The 19,996-nt window shown below is 48.0% G+C and carries 20 protein-coding genes and 1 tRNA gene; 9 read left to right on the top strand and 12 right to left on the bottom strand.

Annotation, left to right across the window (positions count from 1 at the left end; translation table 11 throughout):
* Positions 1 to 85 precede the first annotated feature (85 nt).
* Genes DEH07_09600 through DEH07_09615 form a run of 4 tightly spaced genes read left to right on the top strand, consistent with a single transcriptional unit; the run spans position 86 to position 3,777 of the window.
* Positions 86 to 682, top strand: coding sequence for an RNA polymerase subunit sigma-24 (locus tag DEH07_09600; GenBank protein HBY04754.1), 597 nt, complete (start codon positions 86 to 88; stop codon positions 680 to 682).
* Positions 683 to 694: 12 nt separating this feature from the next.
* Positions 695 to 1,804: a hypothetical protein gene (locus DEH07_09605; GenBank protein ID HBY04755.1), complete on the top strand. Its 1,110-nt coding sequence runs from the start codon at positions 695 to 697 to the stop codon at positions 1,802 to 1,804.
* 23 nt (positions 1,805 to 1,827) lie between these two features.
* On the top strand, positions 1,828 to 2,649 hold the full coding sequence (locus DEH07_09610; protein HBY04756.1) for a carbon-nitrogen hydrolase: 822 nt from the start codon (positions 1,828 to 1,830) through the stop codon (positions 2,647 to 2,649).
* Between the two features lie 36 nt (positions 2,650 to 2,685).
* Positions 2,686 to 3,777 carry a redox-regulated ATPase YchF gene (locus tag DEH07_09615; GenBank protein ID HBY04757.1) on the top strand — a complete coding sequence of 364 codons (1,092 nt, stop codon included), beginning with the start codon at positions 2,686 to 2,688 and terminating at the stop codon, positions 3,775 to 3,777.
* Positions 3,778 to 3,782: 5 nt separating this feature from the next.
* On the opposite strand, the gene pyrE is transcribed toward DEH07_09615, so the two are convergent.
* The 7 genes from pyrE to DEH07_09650 all read right to left on the bottom strand — a co-directional run bounded on the left by pyrE (position 3,783) and on the right by DEH07_09650 (position 10,171).
* Positions 3,783 to 4,349: an orotate phosphoribosyltransferase gene (gene pyrE / locus DEH07_09620; protein HBY04758.1), complete on the bottom strand. Its 567-nt coding sequence runs from the start codon at positions 4,347 to 4,349 to the stop codon at positions 3,783 to 3,785.
* Positions 4,337 to 4,876 (bottom strand): O-acetyl-ADP-ribose deacetylase, encoded by a 540-nt coding sequence (locus DEH07_09625; GenBank protein ID HBY04759.1) that lies wholly within the window; start codon positions 4,874 to 4,876, stop codon positions 4,337 to 4,339. The genes pyrE and DEH07_09625 overlap by 13 nt, the downstream gene beginning before the upstream one ends.
* A gap of 40 nt (positions 4,877 to 4,916) precedes the next feature.
* A complete protein-coding gene (locus tag DEH07_09630; GenBank protein ID HBY04760.1) occupies positions 4,917 to 5,243 on the bottom strand; it encodes a TIGR04076 family protein in 327 nt (108 codons plus the stop codon).
* A gap of 199 nt (positions 5,244 to 5,442) precedes the next feature.
* Complete coding sequence (locus tag DEH07_09635) at positions 5,443 to 6,462, bottom strand: peptidase S58 (protein HBY04761.1); 1,020 nt, start codon at positions 6,460 to 6,462, stop codon at positions 5,443 to 5,445.
* A 5-nt stretch (positions 6,463 to 6,467) separates the two neighbouring features.
* Entirely contained in the window at positions 6,468 to 7,991 is a 1,524-nt protein-coding gene (locus tag DEH07_09640; protein HBY04762.1) for a 2-isopropylmalate synthase, read from the bottom strand.
* A 414-nt stretch (positions 7,992 to 8,405) separates the two neighbouring features.
* On the bottom strand, positions 8,406 to 9,386 hold the full coding sequence (locus DEH07_09645) for an electron transfer flavoprotein subunit alpha (protein ID HBY04763.1): 981 nt from the start codon (positions 9,384 to 9,386) through the stop codon (positions 8,406 to 8,408).
* Positions 9,387 to 9,403: 17 nt separating this feature from the next.
* Positions 9,404 to 10,171, bottom strand: coding sequence for an electron transfer flavoprotein subunit beta (locus DEH07_09650; GenBank protein ID HBY04764.1), 768 nt, complete (start codon positions 10,169 to 10,171; stop codon positions 9,404 to 9,406).
* Between the two features lie 444 nt (positions 10,172 to 10,615).
* On the opposite strand from DEH07_09650, the gene DEH07_09655 reads away from it, so the two are divergent.
* Positions 10,616 to 11,461 carry a protease HtpX gene (locus DEH07_09655; protein HBY04765.1) on the top strand — a complete coding sequence of 282 codons (846 nt, stop codon included), beginning with the start codon at positions 10,616 to 10,618 and terminating at the stop codon, positions 11,459 to 11,461.
* Here DEH07_09655 and asnB read toward each other — a convergent pair.
* Positions 11,451 to 13,298 (bottom strand): asparagine synthase (glutamine-hydrolyzing), encoded by a 1,848-nt coding sequence (asnB, locus tag DEH07_09660; protein HBY04766.1) that lies wholly within the window; start codon positions 13,296 to 13,298, stop codon positions 11,451 to 11,453. The genes DEH07_09655 and asnB overlap by 11 nt on opposite strands.
* A 41-nt stretch (positions 13,299 to 13,339) precedes the next feature.
* Between asnB and DEH07_09665 the strand changes: the two genes are divergently transcribed.
* The 3 genes from DEH07_09665 to DEH07_09675 all read left to right on the top strand — a co-directional run bounded on the left by DEH07_09665 (position 13,340) and on the right by DEH07_09675 (position 15,612).
* Positions 13,340 to 13,546: a hypothetical protein gene (locus tag DEH07_09665; GenBank protein ID HBY04767.1), complete on the top strand. Its 207-nt coding sequence runs from the start codon at positions 13,340 to 13,342 to the stop codon at positions 13,544 to 13,546.
* 98 nt (positions 13,547 to 13,644) lie between these two features.
* Positions 13,645 to 13,911: a hypothetical protein gene (locus DEH07_09670; GenBank protein ID HBY04768.1), complete on the top strand. Its 267-nt coding sequence runs from the start codon at positions 13,645 to 13,647 to the stop codon at positions 13,909 to 13,911.
* A 24-nt stretch (positions 13,912 to 13,935) separates the two neighbouring features.
* Positions 13,936 to 15,612, top strand: a complete 1,677-nt coding sequence (locus DEH07_09675; protein HBY04769.1) for an NAD+ synthase — start codon at positions 13,936 to 13,938, stop codon at positions 15,610 to 15,612.
* Here the strand turns inward: DEH07_09675 and DEH07_09680 are convergent.
* From DEH07_09680 to DEH07_09690, 3 genes are all read right to left on the bottom strand, one after another.
* The gene (locus tag DEH07_09680; GenBank protein ID HBY04770.1) at positions 15,518 to 15,913 is read right to left on the bottom strand and encodes a hypothetical protein; all 396 of its coding nucleotides are present in this window, start codon (positions 15,911 to 15,913) and stop codon (positions 15,518 to 15,520) included. The two genes, DEH07_09675 and DEH07_09680, sit on opposite strands and share 95 nt — an antisense overlap.
* 147 nt (positions 15,914 to 16,060) lie before the next feature.
* Positions 16,061 to 16,399, bottom strand: coding sequence for a transcriptional regulator (locus DEH07_09685; GenBank protein HBY04771.1), 339 nt, complete (start codon positions 16,397 to 16,399; stop codon positions 16,061 to 16,063).
* Between the two features lie 31 nt (positions 16,400 to 16,430).
* Entirely contained in the window at positions 16,431 to 17,837 is a 1,407-nt protein-coding gene (locus DEH07_09690; protein ID HBY04772.1) for an ammonia channel protein, read from the bottom strand.
* 940 nt (positions 17,838 to 18,777) lie between these two features.
* On the opposite strand from DEH07_09690, the gene DEH07_09695 reads away from it, so the two are divergent.
* Positions 18,778 to 18,853 (top strand) — tRNA-Glu (locus DEH07_09695).
* A 103-nt stretch (positions 18,854 to 18,956) separates the two neighbouring features.
* Here DEH07_09695 and DEH07_09700 read toward each other — a convergent pair.
* On the bottom strand, positions 18,957 to 19,799 hold the full coding sequence (locus DEH07_09700) for a hypothetical protein (GenBank protein HBY04773.1): 843 nt from the start codon (positions 19,797 to 19,799) through the stop codon (positions 18,957 to 18,959).
* Positions 19,800 to 19,996: the final 197 nt, after the last annotated feature.

A 19,996-nucleotide genomic window follows, 5' to 3' on the forward strand; every position in this document is an offset into this window, starting at 1 on the left:
ACTTGATTATACAGTAACAAAGTTTTATTGTTAAGAGATGAAACTGATTTCATAAAGACAATTGGCGCTTTCCTTGCGGGGGTGAATCGAGCTGGAAGATGATGATTTAGTAATCAGAAGCAGGTCAGGGGATCTAAGCGCCTTTGAAGAACTTGTTCACCGTTATGAAAATAAAGTACTCTCCCTGGCCTACCGGATGGTGGGAAATTGGGCCGACGCCGGCGATCTGGCTCAGGAAACATTTATCAGGACATATCACTCCCTGTCCGATTTTCAAAGAAAGTGCAGTTTTTCCACCTGGATTTATCATATTACAGTTAATATCTGCCGTGATGAATTACGCAAAAAAAACAGGCGCCCGAAAATTTCTTTGGATGAAATTGCCGCTTCATCAGGCGGACTGCCTTTTTCAGAAACAGGGACCGATTGCCCGGAGAACAAACTTGAACAGCTCGAGCTACAGGAGGCTGTTCAGGAATGTTTAAACGCCCTCCCGGATGAATACAGGCTGGTGCTGATCATGCGGGAGATCCAGGGTTTATCATACGAGGAAATCGCAACTGTTCTGAAATGCTCCGTAGGAACTGTAAAATCCCGTCTGAACCGCTCCAGAACAGCTTTTAAACAAAAAGCAGAGGTTATCATAGGAACATTTTCGCTTCCCGGGACGTCAAAAGGGTAGGAGGAGACTATCATGAAATGCTCGAAGGCAAAAAAACTATTTTCCGGCTATCTCGACGGCGAACTGAAGTCCTCTCAAAAAGGTTTTTTGGAAGAGCATTTATGCACCTGCCCCGACTGCCGGTATGAGTTAGCCAGACTGCGGGCTTCCATGGAATTGATCCATGGTTTACCGGAAGTCGCCGCGCCGAAAGATTTCTGTGCTCAGGTCTCGGAAAAAATAGCGATTGAGGATAGGCCCAAAAAACAGAAGAAGACAGTTAAATGGTTTTTCCCCGGAGAAAGGCTGCGCGCCGGAATCGCACTGGCTGCAGTCCTGGTCCTCGTTTTGGGAATTTCCTCGCTGATTTACAGTTCAACAACCGGGCAGGGTCCCGTTGAATTGCTCGGCAAAAAACCAACTTCTCAAAAAGACGAAACACATAAAATCTCGCTTTCCGCCCCCCCTTCCGCTCAGAAGGTCCCTGACGAAAGCACCTCCACCGGCGCCGGGGAAGCGCCTGCTTTGAGGGCAGAAAAATCCCCTGATAACAACGAACAGGCGCATTCAGACACTTCATCTCCCGAAGAAGACAACCGATCCCTAAAAAGCGGTGGCGGTTTGGGCGGTTCCATTACGGCTCAGGATATTCCCGCCCTTGAAAGCGACAAAGCGCAGCAGCAAAAATGGATAATTACCAAAATCAGCTTGAAACTAAAAACGGACAAAAAGGAAGAGACAATCACCAGGTTAAATACACTCGCCAGTGAACTGGGCGGCGAGCTGAAATTTGCGCCGGCCCGGGATAACGGCACACAGCTGGAACTGATTGCCCCTTTTGAAAAAACAACCGGGGCTTTAACTGGAATTGAATTACTGGGAGAAATTTCTGATAAAAAGCAGGAGGAACAGGATATAACTGAAGAATACTTAATCTTACAAGAACAGGAGGAAAAGCTCCGGCAGGAAAAAGAAAAATTAACAGCGCCGAACAATTATTCCGGGGGCGCAAATGAAGGAAACAGTTCCTCTCAGGAAGAATTAGACGATCTCCAGCCGGAACTTGATCAAACAAGCTTAAGCCTTGAAAAGCTTATGGAGGAGATGAACTCGGTTCATTTCTTGATTAGCATTGTTGAGTAAAAACTGTTAGGGGGACCAAATCATTGAGTGATGTTTTCAGACTGGCCTGCTGCCAGCTGAAGGTAGAAAAAGAAAAAGAAAAAGAAAAGAACCTGTCCAAAGCCCGGCTGATGATTGCCGAGGCTGTAGAAAACGGCGCCCAAATGGTGGTTCTGCCGGAAATGTTCAACTGCCCCTACAGGGCGGAACTGTTCCCCGAATATGCGGAAAGCTACCCGGGCGGCCCGTCGCTGGAAATGCTTTCTTTAACCGCTAAAGAAAATTCTGTCTACATCGTTGGCGGTTCCATTCCTGAAAGGGAAAACGGCTGCCTTTACAACACAAGTTTTGTTTTTGATCCGGACGGAAGATTGTTGGGAAGGCACAGAAAGGCACACCTTTTTGATGTAGACTTGCCCGGGGGATCAAAAATCCGGGAGTCCAGCACGCTTGACTCCGGAAATCAATCCACCGTAATCCGGACAGAACTGTGCAGCATCGGTGTGGCCATCTGCTACGATATCCGCTTTCCCGAACTTATCCGCCAGATGGTTTTAAAAGGCGCCCAGGTTGTAATCATACCCGCCACATTTACGTTCACAACAGGCCAGGTTCACTGGAAAATCACCTTCCAGGTAAGGGCAATCGACAACCAGGTTTTCACAGTCGGCGCTGCCGCCGCACGTGATTATTCCGAACGCTTTATCGGCTATGCGCATTCCTTGATCTGCGGCCCCTGGGGGGAAGTACTGGCCGAAGCCGGAGAAGAAGAAGAAATAATCTACTCGGAAATCAATCTGCAGCGCCTTGAGAAAGTCCGGCAGGAACTTCCTTTGCTGAGGCGCCTGCGTAAAGACTTGTATTAAAATCTAAAAAAGGCCGCATCAAAGGAGGCTATAAAAATGCTGACAGTCGGATTGGTAGGCCTTCCGGCGGTTGGAAAAACAACTATCTTCAACCTGTTGACCCAGACCGGAGCACAGACCAGCGATTTCATGTCCGGTAAATTCGAAACAAATACGGGAGCGGCCAAAGTTCCTGACCCGCGAATTGATTTCTTGACCCAGCTGTGCAACCCCCGCCGGACAGTTTACGCACAAATCATGTGCAGTGATGTTCCCGGGCTGACCAGCGGGACAAACCAGGGAAAGGGCGGCGGCAACCAGTTCCTTGACGGAATCCGCAATGTCGATCTGCTGATTCAGATTGTCCGCACCTTTGATAACCCGGAATTGCCGCACGTTTACAGCAATATTGATCCTTTAAGGGATCTTGAAACGGTTGATCTTGAACTTCTCCTCGCCGACCTTGACATTGTCGAAAAGCGAATCCAGCGCATTGAGGGAGGTAAAAAGATTACCAAAGAATCTGCGGCGGAACTGCCGCTGTTAAAAAAGTGCCGCTCGGCCATGGAAACAGGTGTAACTCCCGCTAAAGCCGGCCTTACCGGGGAAGAACGGGCGATGCTGATGATCCCCAGCTTCTTTACCGAAAAACCTCAGATAGTTGTCGTCAACACTGACGAAAACCAATTTAAAGAAAAAAGTTATCCCGGGAAGACAGAACTTGAAGCCCTTGCGGATACGCGCGGGACAACTGTAATCGAAATCTGCGGACAGCTTGAAATGGAGATTGGTATGCTTGACCCCGCCGAGCAGGCAATGTTTCTAACTGACCTTGATGTTGGGGAACTTGGGACGGCGCGGCTGTCCAGAGCCGCATATCAGCAGTTAAACCTCATCTCCTTCTTTACGATTGGTCCCGACGAGGTGAAGGCATGGACAATAAGCCGGGGAACCAATGCCAGGCAGGCTGCGGGAAAAATACATTCAGATATAGAACGGGGTTTTATCCGGGCTGAAGTGACTAAATACCGTGATTTGTTTGAACTTGGCTCGGTGAACAAAGTGAAGGAAAAAGGAATGTCAAGGCTGGAAGGAAAAGAATATATCGTCGAAGACGGGGACATAATTAACTTCCGGTTCAATGTATAAAATCCCTATACAAAATCCTTGATGTTAAAGATGGGATCTACTTCGATGCCCATCTTTTCAATCTTTTCCGTCCCTCCCTCGCGGCGGTCGACTAAGGTCACCACCTTAACAACTTTACAGCCAACTTCCCGGACGGTTTCAATCGCTTTAATAATTGACCCCCCGCTGGTGATAACATCGTCAAGAACAACCACACGATCGCCTGCTGTAAGCTGCGGCCCCTCAATAACCCTTTTTGTACCGTGCTTTTTTACCGCCTCGCGGACGATAAACAACTTAACGTCCATCCCTTCCAGGTAAAGAACCGGCGCCAACGAGCCAACCATCGGATCAGCCCCCAGAGTAGGGCCTCCTATAGCCTGGATTTGAATATATTTGACTTTTTCAAGAATAGCCCTGGCTACCAGGTATGCCCCCTGAGGATGCAGGGTTACTTGTTTTCCGTCAAAATAACAAGTACTTTCCTTCCCGCTGGAAAGAATAAAGCTGCCAAATCTAAAGGACCTTTCCCTGACCAGTTCTTTTAAAAGTTCCCTGTCTCCCTGTGGATCACCTTTTGCTAAACCAGGCATCTCAACACATCCTCGTATATTTTAAGGTCCTGCTCACTAAAAAGCACAAACCGGATCTCTTTGACCAGATGGTTCTGGCAAAAATCAAAAACTGTGGAAAGCGCTATTCTGGCGGCACGTTTGATGGGAAAGCCATATGCCCCGGTGCTTACCGAAGGAAATGAAATCGTGGAAATACCTTTCTCCCACGCCAAAGACAGGCTGGTCAGGCAGGAACTCCTCAACAGTTCGTCTTCCCCGCTGTTCCCGCCTCTCCAGACAGGACCAACCGTGTGAATAACATATCTGGCTTTCAGATTGCCCCCGGTGGTAATCACCGCCTCACCTGCAGGCAGCCTTCCCTGCCTGGCGACTATCTGTTTGCATTCTTCAAGTATTTTTGGACCACCGGCCCTGTGGATTGCCCCGTCAACCCCGCCGCCGCCCATCAAACTTGAATTGGCCGCGTTGACAACCGCTTCCGTATCCTGTTGCGTGATGTCGCCTCTGACAAGAACCAGAAGTGTTTTAACCACGTAAATTTCCAAAAATCAAAAACCTCCTTTAAAAATGCAAAGCTTAGCTGCGCTATTCCGCCGGGAGCCGCCGCAATTCAAAGATAACAGTGTTGTCAGGATCGGGACAAGCCCAAGTTGTAACTTCACTATTCTGCGCCCAGGGAAAATTTCCTCCATAAAGCAATGCCGCAACCGCAGAGCGCAGCGAATCATATGCAAACTGGCAGAGGCCGCCGGGCATATACTGAGAGAATTCAAAACTGTCGCCGACTTTATGACCGTAAGAGCAACCGTTTTCGCCCCTGATTTCAACTATTGTGGCTATAACTTTATATTTATACAAGAACTTGTCCCCCCTGTCAGTAGTAATATGGATTGTATTTAATTTCGATATCATCCTCAACTGTCTGCATGAACTGCCTACGTGCTCAAGTTCGCCTCAGGACATCATTGTCACAGTTCGCTCAGGCGCCCGTGCCGGCAACTCCAACGGTTCGCTTCGAACAGGACCAAGCGGCGCTGCTTTAGAAGGCAAGGCAGGCAGCATATTATACCCGTGACACAAGGGGACACAGGACATTCCCTTGTGTCCATTGTCACCGCTCAACTTCTTTGCAGATGTCCCGGTAAGCGGGAATCCCGTCCACCGGCCAGGCGGCGCGGATAGCCCTGCGGACTGCCGTTTCCAGTACCCTGGCCGCAAATGCGCCGATCAGGCTCGCATCTGCGGGAACTTTTCCGGTGGCGAGGGCAAAAGTAATATCCCCGTCATATTCCGTGTGCGCGGGCTCGATACAGCGGGCAAGGCCTGTATTGGCCATCTGGGCAACTTTACTTGCCTGCTCTTTGGTTAACAAAGCAGAAGTTACAACAGCGGCAAGAGTCGTATTTATACCGACACCCGGGTCTTGAGAATTCCACGAGCAGGATACTCCCTTCTTCCAGACGGACATTGTGGAATACATCTGTCCCGTTTTCCTGTCCCTTGGCCCAACCATCAGCTTTCCGTTCTCATCAAGGATATCACCCAGAGCATTGACCGCAACAACAGCAGACACTGTCAATCCGTTTCCAAGGTCTTCCCACCAGGCCCCGAGGCCTGATTTAATACGGTAATCCTTGCTCAGTATTTTACAAACCGTCGCGCCTGTTCCCGCTCCGACATTCCCTTCTTCGACATACCCGCTTTTTGCATTGCAGCACGCCTCATAACCCATGGCCTTATCGGGCCGGACGCGGCAGTCCCCAATCCCGAGGTCGAACAAGACAGCGGCGGGAACGATAGGCACAGTAAACCCCGCCGCTGTCTTAAAACCTATTTTCCTTTCTTCCAGCCAAGCCATTACTCCGCCGGCAGCATCCAAGCCAAAGGCGCTCCCGCCTGTAAGCAGTAAACCGTGCACCTGGTCAACCCGCTGCATGGGCTTAAGCAGTTCTATCTCACGGCTGCCGGTAGCGGAACCCCGGACATCCACCCCGCCCACAGCGCCGTCTTCTATAATAATAACTGTACAACCCGTAAGGGCCTTGCTGTTTGTCGCATGGCCCACCTTCACCGAAGGATCGGGATCAAAGTTGACAGTATGTTCCACCGGGTCTACACCCTCCGTCTCCATCCGCCCTAAGAACTGGAAACCGGCTGGGCTACGGCTTTAGCCAGCGCATTTACATATGCTTTTGCGCTGGCCTCGATTACGTCTGTGCTGAGCCCGTGCCCGACATATAGCCTGGAGTCGTTTGTCTTTATTTTGACTGTCGCGTCCCCCATGGCGTCTTTTCCTTTGGTTATTGATTTTAAAGAATAATCTTCCAGTGTAACCTCACATCCGACAAGACGGTCGATAGCGTTAAAAACAGCGTCAACAGGGCCGTTGCCGCAGGCTGCGTCCGTAATAACATTGCCACTTAAGTCAAGTTCAACCGTGGCCATAGCCCTGGAAGGACCCGCCGTGCTTACCGAAAAGCTTTTCAAAATAATATTCTCGCCGCCGTTCGTCCCTTCCTTATTGCCCATTAAGGCATGAAGGTCTTCGTCAAAAATTTCCTGCTTCTGGTCTGCGAGAATTAAAAAATTCTCGTATGCTTTATTTAAAGCAGATTCCTCCAGTTGGTACCCGAGTTCCTCCAGGCAATGCCGCAAAGCATGGCGGCCAGACCTTGCCGTCAGCACAATTTTATTTTGAGAAATACCGATCACCGAAGGGTCAATAATCTCATAGGTTGACCTTTCCTTTAAAACCCCGTCCTGATGGATGCCCGAGGCATGCATAAAGGCGTTCTCACCTACAATCGCCTTATGCGCGGGGACCTGGACACCGGTTATTTTTGAAACCAGCCTGCTGGTCCGGGCTATCTCCTTGTAATTAACAGTGGTATTGATTCCAAAGCGGGATGGCTGCGTATAAATTGACATGATTACCTCTTCAAGGGCTGTATTACCCGCACGCTCGCCGATTCCATTGATCGTTCCCTCGACTTGTGAAGCGCCTGCCTTTATTCCCGCCAATGCGTTGGCGGTAGCCATTCCAAGATCATTATGGCAGTGAACGCTTACGATAACTTTATCCATTCCTTCAACGTTGTTCATTAACCAGGTGATCAGTTCCCCGTATTCCCAGGGCATCGCATAACCGACCGTATCGGGTATATTAATAACCGTAGCTCCCGCCTTAATCACACCGGAAACAACCCGGGCCAGTATTTCCGGTTCGGTACGAAAGGCGTCTTCGGAGTAATATTCCACATCCTGAACAAATTTTTTAGCATGCTTTACGGCGCCGACGGCCATTTCTATGCCTTGTTCCAGTGTAACACCCAACTTAAACTGCCGGTGAATCGGAGACAGGGCCAGGCCAGTGTGTATCCTGGGCTGCTGCGCATCCTTCAACGCTTCCCAGCAGAGATCGATATCCTTGATTACGGCGCGGGTAAGTCCGCAAATTGTAACACCCTTAATTTCCCTGGCTAATTGTTCAACCGCCTTGAAATCTCCCGGCGAGGAAGCGGGAAAACCGGCCTCAATAACGTCGACACCCAGGTGGACAAGCTGCCTTCCAATTTCAAGTTTCTCCCGGATATTAAGGGTTATCCCCAGGGATTGTTCCCCATCTCTTAGGGTAGTGTCAAAAACATATAATTTACGCATTGATCCTGCCTCCTGTAAATAATACTGAGCCTATTTGGAAAAATAAAAATCCCTTCGTCCCGTTGAGACGAAGGGGATTTCTTCGCGGTACCACTCAACTTAACGGCTAAGATCAATAAAACACATCTAGCCGCTCGCTTATTATAAAGTACGGGAAAAGAACAACCTTTCCGATACTCCCTTTCTTTTAACGGCGAAAGCTCCGTCCGAGCCTACTCTTTAAAATTTCGGCCGGCATCTCCAGGGGGAGTTCAGCACCGTGTAAAGACCCCCTTGCACCAGCCGGAGGCTCTCTGCGACTTTACTTAACGGCGCTTACTATTCCCTATCATCGCGATTTAATTATAACATTTACTTTATAATTTAACAATTTTACGTTCGTGTGTCAAGATTCTTTTAACTGTTCAGCAAAGATTAAGCTAAGATCTTTTTAAATTCAGCAGTAAGAATCGGCACAACATTGAAAAGGTCTCCGACAATACCGAAATCGGCTACTTTGAAGATGTTGGCTTCCGGATCCTTGTTAACCGCAACGATGCATTTGGATGAACCCATTCCAGCAAGGTGCTGGATAGCTCCTGAGATACCGCAGGCAATATAAAGTGTCGGGGAGACTGTTTTTCCAGTCTGTCCGACCTGAATGCTCTGAGGAACCCAACCCGCATCGACAGCTGCGCGGGAAGCGCCCACAGCAGCGCCGACTACATCGGCTAAAGCTTCCAGGATGGGGAAGTTCTCCGGGCCCTTCATGCCGCGGCCGCCTGAAACAATAACATCAGCCTCAGTGAGCTCGGGGCGGGAACTTACCTGGAGCACGATGTCCTTGATAACCTGGCGGACATCTCCGACATTTGCTGAAACAGCCACAACCTCGGCTGTTTTGCCGGCCGCGGGGGCGTCTATCGGCAGAACATTGGGACGTATTGTTGCGATAGCCGGACGAGCTTCCGGAATGGATACTTTAATGACAGCCTTACCGGCATAAATGGGACGGGTGAAAACAAGCTGCCCGTTTTCTACTTCAACGTTAATGCAGTCGCTTGCTGCGCCGGTCCCCAGACGCTGGGCCAACTGTGCCGCCAAATCACGGCCGCGAATTGAAAAACCTAACAGGAAGGCGCTGGGCTGCTGCTCTTGCAGTATGGATCCAATTACGTTCGTAAACGCATCGGTAGTAAACTTTTCCAAAGCGTCGCTCTCTGCGACAAATACTTTATCGGCGCCGTATTCGCCAAGAGCGGCGGCTAATCCGGAAACGCCTTTCCCGGCCATAATCGCGCATACTTCCTCGCCCAATGCGTTGGCTGCTTTGCGCGCCGCACATAACAATTCATAAGTTACCTTTTTTACTTTTCCGTCTTTAACCTCTGCAAATACAAAAATTCCTTTTGCCATCTATTATATAACCCTCCTTAGATAACTTTTGCTTCTTCGCGCAAAGCTTTTACCACTGCCGCTGAGGTGTCAGCAGGCTCACCGTCAAAAACTTTGCCCGCCGCCCTTGCCGCGGGAAGGGAAACACTCAGTACCTTTACTTTAGCCGCAACTGCGCCGGCATCCAGGCCGAGATCGCCTAAGCCCTTCTTATCCATGGGCTTCTTTTTAGCCTGCATAATGCCTTTCATGGAAGGATAACGGGGCTCATTCAAGCCTTTTTGAGCGGTAATAATCGCCGGCAGAGGCAGTTCGATTACTTCAGTGCCGCCTTCTATTTCGCAGGTCGCCGTCGCTTTGCCCGCTTCAACATCTATCTTGGAAGCCAATTTGGCAATAGGAATTCCAAGGATTTCCGCCACACGGCCCGCTACCTGAGCTGAACCGTCGTCAACAGCACGCCAGCCGGCAAGAATAAGGTCGTATTCCATTCCGGAAACAGCCTTCGCCAAAACGGTTGCTGCTGTAAATTCATCTACATCGTCAGTCCCCGGATTAATAAGAACAGCCTTGTCTGCGCCCATGGCCAGAGCCTGCCGCAGGGCATCCTGTACCCCATCGTCCCCTGTGCTGACTACTGTAACTTCTCCGCCTAAACTTTCCTTAATTTTCAGGGCTTCTTCAACAGCAAATTCATCATAGGCGTTGATGATCATGCTGACACCAGAGCGGCTGATCTTACCGCCTTCTATCGAAATTTTTGCTTCCGTATCAAAAGTTTGTTTCAATAAGACTAAAATCTTCATGCTCTTCCTCCCTCTTGAGTTTAGTTCAACCGGTTAATAGTAAAACTAATCTTTTAGCTTCTATAATGTCTTATCCCTGCTGTTGAAAACTTTGTCTTTTCCCCTCCCTTGCAGATGCTGTTGGAAATTTCTTACTACCTCGAGCGCTTCATCTATGATTAACCCGATAAGTAATTTAACCTCCCTTCAGTATCTAATTCAAACTTTACGCAACCATTTTAACAATTACGTCCAGATTTGTACAGAGGAAGTTTTTTCGGGTTAATAAAGCAATTTGCTTTGAATAACAGCAGCGGGAGATTAAATAATAATAATAATAATAATAATAATGTAATAGAATCACCTTGCCATACAGAATCCTTTCGGGCTATAATAGTATAGATAGATTCAGACATGGAAAATAAAATAAAAGTGATTATTAAGAACAGGAGGCTGTTAAAGATCGTGAACAACTTTAAAGCCTGGTTATTGATGGGGTTGCTTACAATCCTGCTGGTTTTAATCGGAAATCTGATCAATGGCAGATCCGGAGCTTTGCTTTTCTTTATTATTGCGCTGGCAATGAACTTTTTCAGCTACTTTTTCAGTGACCGGATAGCTATTTCGATGACCAGGTCAAAACCCGTGGCCGAACATGAGGCGCCCGAGCTTTACGATATAATACGCAATTTAACCGCGCGTGCGGGTCTGCCGATGCCCAAGGTTTACATCACACCTTCGTCTCAGCCCAACGCCTTCGCCACAGGCCGCAATCCTGCGCATTCCGCCGTGGCGGTTACCGAGGGATTGATGCAGGTACTGAACCGAAGTGAAATAGAAGGTGTTCTTGCGCACGAACTTGCCCATGTAAAGAACCGTGATGTCCTGATTGGAACAATCGCGGCGACGATAGCCGGCGCTATAACCATGATCGCCAATATGCTTCAGTGGGGCCTTATCTTCGGCGGGGGCGACGATGATAACGACAACGGTTTCCTTGGCCTTGCCGCTACTTTGCTGATGATTATCCTGGCGCCGCTGGCGGCGACTTTAATTCAGCTTTCTATTTCAAGAACGAGGGAATTCCAGGCGGACGCCTCGGGAGCGCGCATAGCGGGACAGGCCGGAGGGCTGGCCAACGCCCTGTTAAAACTGGAACGGAGCGCTAACCGCATCCCGATGCAGGTTAACCCCGCCGCCTCGCACATGTTCATTGTCAACCCGCTTTCCGGCGCATCATTTACCCGCCTTTTCAGCACCCATCCGCCGATTGCGGAGCGTGTCAGAAGGCTGGAGGAACTCAAGCTTTAATCGAAACCTTATATTCCCGCAGCCAGAAATCAACCTGGATCAGGTAGGCAAAAAGCTGCGCGCCGCCCATTAACTGGCTGAACCACGCCGGGTTAAAGCATGCCGCATCGGTGGCTATTATTTTATCCAGGGCAGACCGGTCAAGCAGGCGCCCCAGCGGTGAGGCAGGATCGTTGATGGTTTCCGCCAGCAAATTACGGACAGCCGCGAGGTAATCCGGGTGATGTGTTTTAGGATAGGGGCTTTTCTTGCGCAAAAGTACTTGTTCAGGCAGGACACCGGCCAGCGCCCGGCGTAAGATGCCTTTTTCCATGTTGTCGCAGCTTTTCATCAGCCAGGGAATATTCCAGGCATACTCCACCAGACGGTGATCACAGAAAGGAACGCGCACTTCAAGACCGGCAGCCATGCTCATCCGGTCCTTCCGGTCCAGGAGCATAGGCATAAACCTCGTCATCGTAAGGAAGAGCATTTTGCGTGATCTCGCTTCCAAAGGATCCTCTCCCGGTAAAAAGGGTACTTCCCCTACTGCCTCTTCAAATCTGCGGGCGACATATTCCTGAGGCTTGATAAGTCCTCGGATTTCGGTAGAAAGTATGTTTGCCCGCTCGGGAACCATGCGTATCCAGGGAAAAGTTTCGGCGTTGAGATCTCTTTCGTTGTGCAGCCATGGATATCCTCCGAAAATTTCATCCGCGCACTCTCCGGACAACGCTACCGTAGCATCCTTTTTTATTTCCTTGCTGAATAAATATAAAGAAGCGTCAATATCAGCCATGCCGGGCAGGTCGCGGGCCGTCACGGCCCTGGTTAGCGCATCCACCAACCCGGGAGTATTGATAGTCACATGGTGATGCTTTGTTCCGAGATAACCGGAAACCATCAAAGCCCACTGCGTGTCGGGATCCGGCTGGAAGTAGTTCGGCTTGAAATAGAGGTCATTTTCTAGATAATCTATCGAGTAGGTATGCAGAGGACTCCTTCCGGACCGTGCATAAACATCTGAGGCAAAAGCCGAAATTGCGCTTGAGTCTAGACCGCCGGAAAGAAATACACAAACAGGCACATCCGAAACCAGCTGACGGTTTACCGTATCTTCCAGAAGTTCGTACACCTTATTTACACCATTAGTCAGGGTATCTTCAAACGGCCTGCTTTCCAGAGACCAGTACTGCCGCGGTTGAATACCGTCCTGATGACAGATAAGGCAGTATCCCGGTTTAAGTTCTTCAATCCCCCGGAATACGCCGCATCCGGGGGTCCTGGCGGGTCCCATCACAAATATCTCGGCCAAGCCTTGAGCGTCTATCTCGGGTTCAACCAGCGGATGAGCAAGCAGGGATTTCAGCTCCGATCCGAACAGAAAAGCGCTGCCGCGTTGAGCGTAAAAGAATGGTTTTACTCCCAGCCGGTCACGGGCGCAAAAAAGCCTCCGCCTGGACTCATCCCAGATGGCAAAGGCAAAAATCCCGTTAAAACGCCGTAAACAACCGGCGCCCCATTCAATAAAGGAGAACAGAAGCGCTTCAGTATCCGAATACCCTTCGAACATGTAGCCGCGGGATTCCAGTTCCTGACGCAGTTCAGCAGTATTATACAGTTCCCCGTTATAGACCAGGATATATTTATTGGCGCCGCTTTGCCGGACCATAGGCTGCCCCCCGCCTTCCGGATCGACAACAGTCAACCTGCGGTGAGCCAGGACAGCTGTGGGAGATACCCAAATTCCGGCGGCGTCCGGTCCGCGAAAAGAGTGTGTTTTATTCATCTCTTCAACAACAGGTTGTTTAAAAGTCAGATCTGTCCCCCAATCTATCCAGCCCGTTATCCCACACATGGCAAATCCTCCGTTTCAATTTATTTCTTACCAGGACAGACATGATTCAAAAATATCGTCCAAACTCATTTACCGGTTTTTTTTATCCTATGCGGCGTCTTTATAAAAATAAGCCCGAAAAAAACGGTAAATTATGTATCAATACTTTTCCTTTCCGAAAATCATTGACTTTAAAATACCATTATGTTAAAAGTGAATTAACAGCATTCAAAATTACGCTGAATTTTATAATGACAAAGGCGTCTTAAACAAGTCGAAGTTGACCTGATTTAAGACGGTTTTTTATTTTTTTCCACTGGGGGCAGATTCACAAAGAAAGGAGGCCGCCTGCAGGCAACTCGACGGTATGCATAATAAAATTGACCCGGGCAATCCAGTTGATCAGGAGATCCATGAATTACACCCCGGGGAGGCGGGTAAAATATCAAAATTGCCTCGATCTCTCCTGGAATTACTTGACGCTCTTGAAAAGGATTATTCTTTCCTTTTCTGCGGCGGCGTTTTTACTCAGGATGTAGTCGATGAATGGATTCAGATTAAGAGAAAAGATGAGATAGCGGAAGTCAAGACAAGACCGCATCCATATGAATATGATCTTTACTTCGACATTTAATTTTGAAAGAAGGACTTTACACGGATGAAAATTGCTTTGGCACAGCTCAATCCCACAATCGGCAATATAAAACATAACGCAGCTAAAATCTCTCGTATAATCAAAATCTGCCGCAACAAAAATGTTGATTTGGCAATTTTTCCGGAACTGGCTTTGACGGGTTACCCGCCCCGTGACCTTTTGTTTCGCGAAGACTTCTTAAAAGAGGTCGAGTTTGCTCTTGATAAATATATAATCCCCTACAGTGATGAAGTGGCGATTATTGTCGGCGCGCCGATCAGGGAAAACGGGGATCTTTATAATTCAGCTCTGCTTTACACCCATGGATCTTTGGCAGGCCGTCAGGACAAGACACTCCTCCCAGACTACGACGTTTTTGACGAAAGCAGGTATTTCAAGTCGGGCGACAATCACAAACCTGTTTTATTTAAGGGAGTTAAATTCGGTTTAACTGTCTGTGAAGACGTTTGGAACGACAAGGACTACTGGAACAGACACCTCTATCCTATTGACCCCGTTGAAAAACTAATTGAAGAGGAAGCGGATTTGATTATCAACATTTCCGCTTCCCCGTATCATTACAGTAAAATTAACCTGCGCCTGGACATGCTTCAAAAAATGGCCCAAAAATATGGCAAACCTTTTATTTATGTAAACCAGATTGGAGGAAACGACGAGCTTATTTTTGACGGGACCAGTTTTGCGGTAAATTCGAGCGGAACAGTCGCTCACCGGGCAGGCAGCTTTTGTGAGGACCTGATCTTCCTGGAATATGAAAATAACAATATTGAAGCAGGGAATCTCCACATAACAGGAGAGAATATTTTCCCCGGATCCAGAAAATACTATTCTCCCCTTCCTGAAGATATAGGAAACGTCTACTATGCCCTGGTTCTTGGAATTCGCGATTACTTGTCAAAAACAGGCTTTACCAAAGCTGTTGTTGGACTTAGCGGGGGAATCGATTCATCGGTTACTGCGGTTTTGGCCGCGGATGCGCTGGGCAAGGACAATGTGCTGGGAGTGGCGATGCCCACTTCCTATTCATCAACCGGCAGTCTTACCGATGCCCGGGGACTTGCTAAAAACCTCGGCATATCTTACAGGGAGATACCCATTCAAAGTTTGTTTGCCGACTATCTCAATTTTCTCAACGAAGAAGGCGCATGCCTTTCCGATTTAGCCGAAGAGAATCTCCAGGCCCGTATCCGCGGCAATATCCTGATGTTTATATCAAACCGGGAAGGTTACCTCACTCTGTCCACAGGAAATAAATCAGAACTGGCGGTAGGCTACTGTACTTTGTACGGGGATATGTCAGGCGGACTGGCGGTAATCTCAGACCTGCCCAAGACAATGGTCTATAAACTCGCCTCATTTATCAACCGCAATCAAGAAATTATCCCTGCCGATGTCCTGACAAAACCGCCCTCAGCTGAATTAAAGCCGGGACAGGTTGACCAGGATTCTCTTCCGCCTTACGACGCGCTTGATGAAATCCTCCAGACATATATCGAACAGGATAAAACCGCCGATGAGATAGTTGCTTTGGGATACGATCCGTCCGTTGTCAGAGAGATTATCCGGAAAGTTAACAAGTCTGAGTTCAAGCGGAAGCAGGCTGCGCCAGGCTTGAAAATAACTTCCAGGGCTTTCGGTATGGGCAGGCGCATGCCCACCGCCTGGCAGAAAAGTTATTAAAGCCGGCTACTGTTACCGGCTTCGCAAGTCGTTCGGTATTGATAATACCTTGCCCTTTGGACGGTTTGACGGTTATTGCCCGGCCCTCGCATAAATATATTTCATCTATCCGATAATAAGAAATGTCGTCCTGTGTAATCTCTTTTTCGCAAACTTCGCAAAACTTACGGTATTGGACAGGATGCCCACATCCCCTGTGGTTCAGTGTAAAACTGATGCTTTTAGACTGAGTGGCGATATAAAGTTTAACCGGCACAGATACCAAACCAAAAGTTATGAATCCCTTCCAAAGAGGACGCATTTTTCTCCCTCCTGCAATAGATAGAGCTGCAATTTCCCGGGATTTAGTTTGTCCAAATCTTGCGTCATTTACAAAGGATAAGATAAAAATAAATGCGGCCATCCGTCCGGTCACAGGTCGGACGGATGGCCGCTTGCAGGAGTTTTTCTAAATGGCGTCGTTTCCCTTTTCACCTGTCCGGATACGAACAGCATCGGTCACAGGATAGATAAATATCTTACCGTCTCCTGTCTGCCCGGTGCGCGCAGCCTTGGAAATAAGATTTACTACTTTGTCGACATCTTCATCCCTGATTACAATTTCAACCTTTATTTTGGGAATAAGATTGATATTATATTCAGCGCCCCTGTATACTTCAGTGTGTCCCTTCTGCAGACCGCAGCCAATTACTTGAGTTACGGTCATACCCTTGATACCGAATTTGCCCAGTTCGTTCTTCACATCCTCCAGCTTTCCCGGGCGTAAAACGCTTTCTATCTTGGTCATATTACTAACGCTCCTCTCGAGAAAAACAATCCTAATGTTGAATGCCTGCGGATGATTCCTTTAAAACCGTCGCTCTGTCTTCCATAAAAGAAAAGCTGTGTATTGCAGGAGCGCCGATAACCAGATCTGCAAAACTATCCTCGCCGTGCTGGCTAAGATCCAGACCTTGTTCTTCATCATCTTCACTCACCCTGAGCCGGGTTACCAGGCTTATTGCTTTCAAAATCACGGTAGTGAGAACTGCGGCAAAAACCCAGGTTGCTACTACGCTGGTAAGCTGAATCAGAAGCTGCCCCGGGTTGCCGAAAAACAAGCCGTTTGCCCCGGCCGGATTGACTGCCGTGGAAGCGAATAATCCTGTCGCCAGCGCGCCCCAGGTACCTCCAACACCGTGCACCCCAAATACGTCCAAAGAATCATCATAACCAAAGCGGGTTTTCAAAACACTCACAGCTAAATAACAGATGATCCCGGCAACCAGACCGATTGCCAGCGCTGACATTGGACCAACAAATCCGGAACCCGGAGTTATGGCTACCAGACCAGCGACACTACCGCTGACTGCTCCCAGCATGGTCGGTTTGCCGTGATGAATCCACTCGGCAAATACCCAGGAGAGCGCAGCCATTGCCGCTGCAGTATTTGTTACCATGAAGGCGCTTGCAGCAAGACCGTTGGCCGCCAGAGCGCTCCCCGCATTAAACCCGAACCAGCCGAACCAGAGCAAGGCAGCCCCAAGCACAGTCATCGGCAGGTAGTGCGGCAGGATAGGCTCGCTGCCGTATCCTTTGCGCCGGCCTAAAATAAGCGCAGCGATCAAACCGGATACTCCGGAACTGATATGAACAACCGTCCCTCCGGCAAAATCCAGTGCGCCCAGGTTACGCAGCCATCCTCCGACACCCCAGACCCAGTGCGCCAGGGGATCATACACAATTGTCGTCCAGAGCAAAGCAAATACCAGAAATGCCGGAAAGCGCATCCTCTCGGCAAAAGATCCGATGATCAGCCCGACAGTGATGATTGCAAACATGAGCTGAAAGAGCATGAAAACCTGGTGCGGAATAGTAGCCGAATAGTCGGGAAACGGGCTTTGACCAACCCCGCTCAAACCAGCCCATTTTAAAGAACCGATTAGATGACCCAGATCCGGTCCGAATGCAAAGCTATAACCGAATAAAACCCATTGTACAGAAACGAGGCACATAATAATAAAACATTGCATCAAAATACTCAGGACATTTTTTCTGCGGACCATACCCCCATAAAACAGTGCTAATCCAGGCGTCATAATCAGAACCAGCGCCGCGCTGATCATAACAAACGCGGTATCCCCCGTATCAATTGCCGCCTCCTGGCTTGCTCCAGCCAAACCCGGAGTAATTAATAAAAACATAATTGCCAAAGGAAGAACAGATCTCATCAAAGATTTTTTCATTTTTATAAACATTCCTTTCGCTGCGCTCAAGGCACAAAACGCTATGAAAATGATTGCTTGTGCGCTATTCTTTAATTGGTCGTGCAAGTATACTACAGAGCACGTGGAGGTGAGTGCGTCACCCAACATTCCTTTCTTTGGGGAGACCGCGTCCTGTAACCTTCCTGCCGGATTACCTTAGCGCATCCCAAGTATGTCAAGGCAATCCGAGGCAAGAAGACCGACAAGAAGGATTCATCTGGATTGCAGACCCAATGCTTAAGCCATATGGATGTTATTAAACACTATATCGCTCAGATAGCAGACTCATCCCATTTCGGATGCTTAATACGGTTCGTGTTCCTCGGGCCGGAACTTTACTCATCACGCTTCCTTCAGATTCCACCTTGCGATGGACACCCTTGCGCTTGGCTAATGGTTGGCAACTGCCAGCCCCCATAGCGGTCTTCCACCGCCTAGCTACGCGCCATGCGTGGCGCACTACATAAAAAGCCTTTAGTTGGGATCATCCCCATCTAAAGGCTTCTTCGCCATAAATACCACTTTGTATTCTATTAAAACTATAACATATACTAAAATATTCCCTATGATTCTGTCAAGACAAAAATTAAAAATTTTATTCAACACAAGACCACGAAATATGTGAAAAACTGCCCATCTTCTGGGATCACAGCTGGTTAAGCGAGAACGGGGAATCGTTCAAGGACATTGAATTACAGTTTCAATTTGCCCAACCTCCGGAAAACTATTTGCGGAGCACTGCTTCAGCAGCGGGAACCAAAACCCGGATCGAGGGCAAACTTATCGCCCAGTTGATCTCAGGAAGCTGAACCTCAAAAAGCTATCCTATTTCACTTTTTTAGTATCTCTTTTTTTAGCTTGCCGGATAAAGCAGGTTATGCTATAATTTTGTTTTGTTAAGAATGGAGCTATTACAAACGGCCCTATCGTCTAGCGGTCAAGGACACCACCCTCTCAAGGTGGAGACACGGGTTCGAGTCCCGTTAGGGCTACCATATTTTAAGATTTAAAAAGAGGAAACCCATCAATTTTTAACAAGATGGGTTTTTGTTTTTTAAAAAAGAAGATTGACAAACCCATTGTAAAATATTTTGTTCTTTAGGATTTAGCCCGAATCATTTTCCTGAGAAAAACTATCATAACTGTTATAACTGATATCACTGCCAGGTTCTTTACCATACCGGCAGCTGCATTGGTTAACGAAAAACCCTGCTTATGCCTGCCCTCTTGCATTTGATGACTTCTATCCTGTGTTCTGCCTTCCTGAAAGTTTTCCAGTATTATATCGTTTCTACCATGCTGATGCCCTATTTCGGTTTTATAAGAAGCGAATGACGCGGCTTTAGGGGAGGTTGAAAAGGAATACCATCCAAGAGCAAGAATTCCCGACACAGTAATAATAATTAGTGTACGGCCCCCAATGCTTAGTATATCTCTTCCAAGTGATTTTAAGGCAGATGTATTTACTTCATAATCGTAATGCCCTTCACCGGGTGTTAATAACCGTTTAAAGTTATTTACAATCCAGTTCCAGTGCAATCCTATATGGATCGCTGCAAGCAGCAATATTATATCTGTTGATGTCGAGTGCAGCACTTTCCAGAAGGGATCAACAGATCCTTTTAAGCCAATAGAGGGCAGCAGGATTCGGGACATCATCAGGCCTGAAAACAAAATAGTCGTGAAACAGATAAAAATAGCGGCATCAAGAATGTAATTTATGCGCGGTTCGGCGCCTATCTTCTGGAAAAATCTCTTGGTTGTGCTTACAACCCATTGCCAGTGCAACAGCATATGGGTAACGAGTATGACGACAATTGCTGCGCCTAACCATTCGTGAATAACGTTACCGGTAGCCTTTTGCTCATATGTAACCAAAAAGATTAATAAAAGAACAATGTCCAACAGTAAGTTGACTTTTGATCTTTTTATCCGGCTCATTTTACTCTTCACATCCCTTAAGCAAGATTGTAACAGGATAAACTGAATCTAGACTGAGTATAAACTGAAATTACTCTTAAAATATGGGAAAAGCAATACTTCCTTTCCTAATCACAATTCGAATAATGTATTTTGTTTTTTAAGGCAAGCCAGCATTCTCCTTTCCCGCTTGCCTTTTTGGTACCTATCTAGCGGTA

This window comes from Desulfotomaculum sp. (genome assembly GCA_003513005.1).
In the GTDB taxonomy this organism is placed as follows: Bacteria; Bacillota; Desulfotomaculia; order Desulfotomaculales; family Nap2-2B; genus 46-80.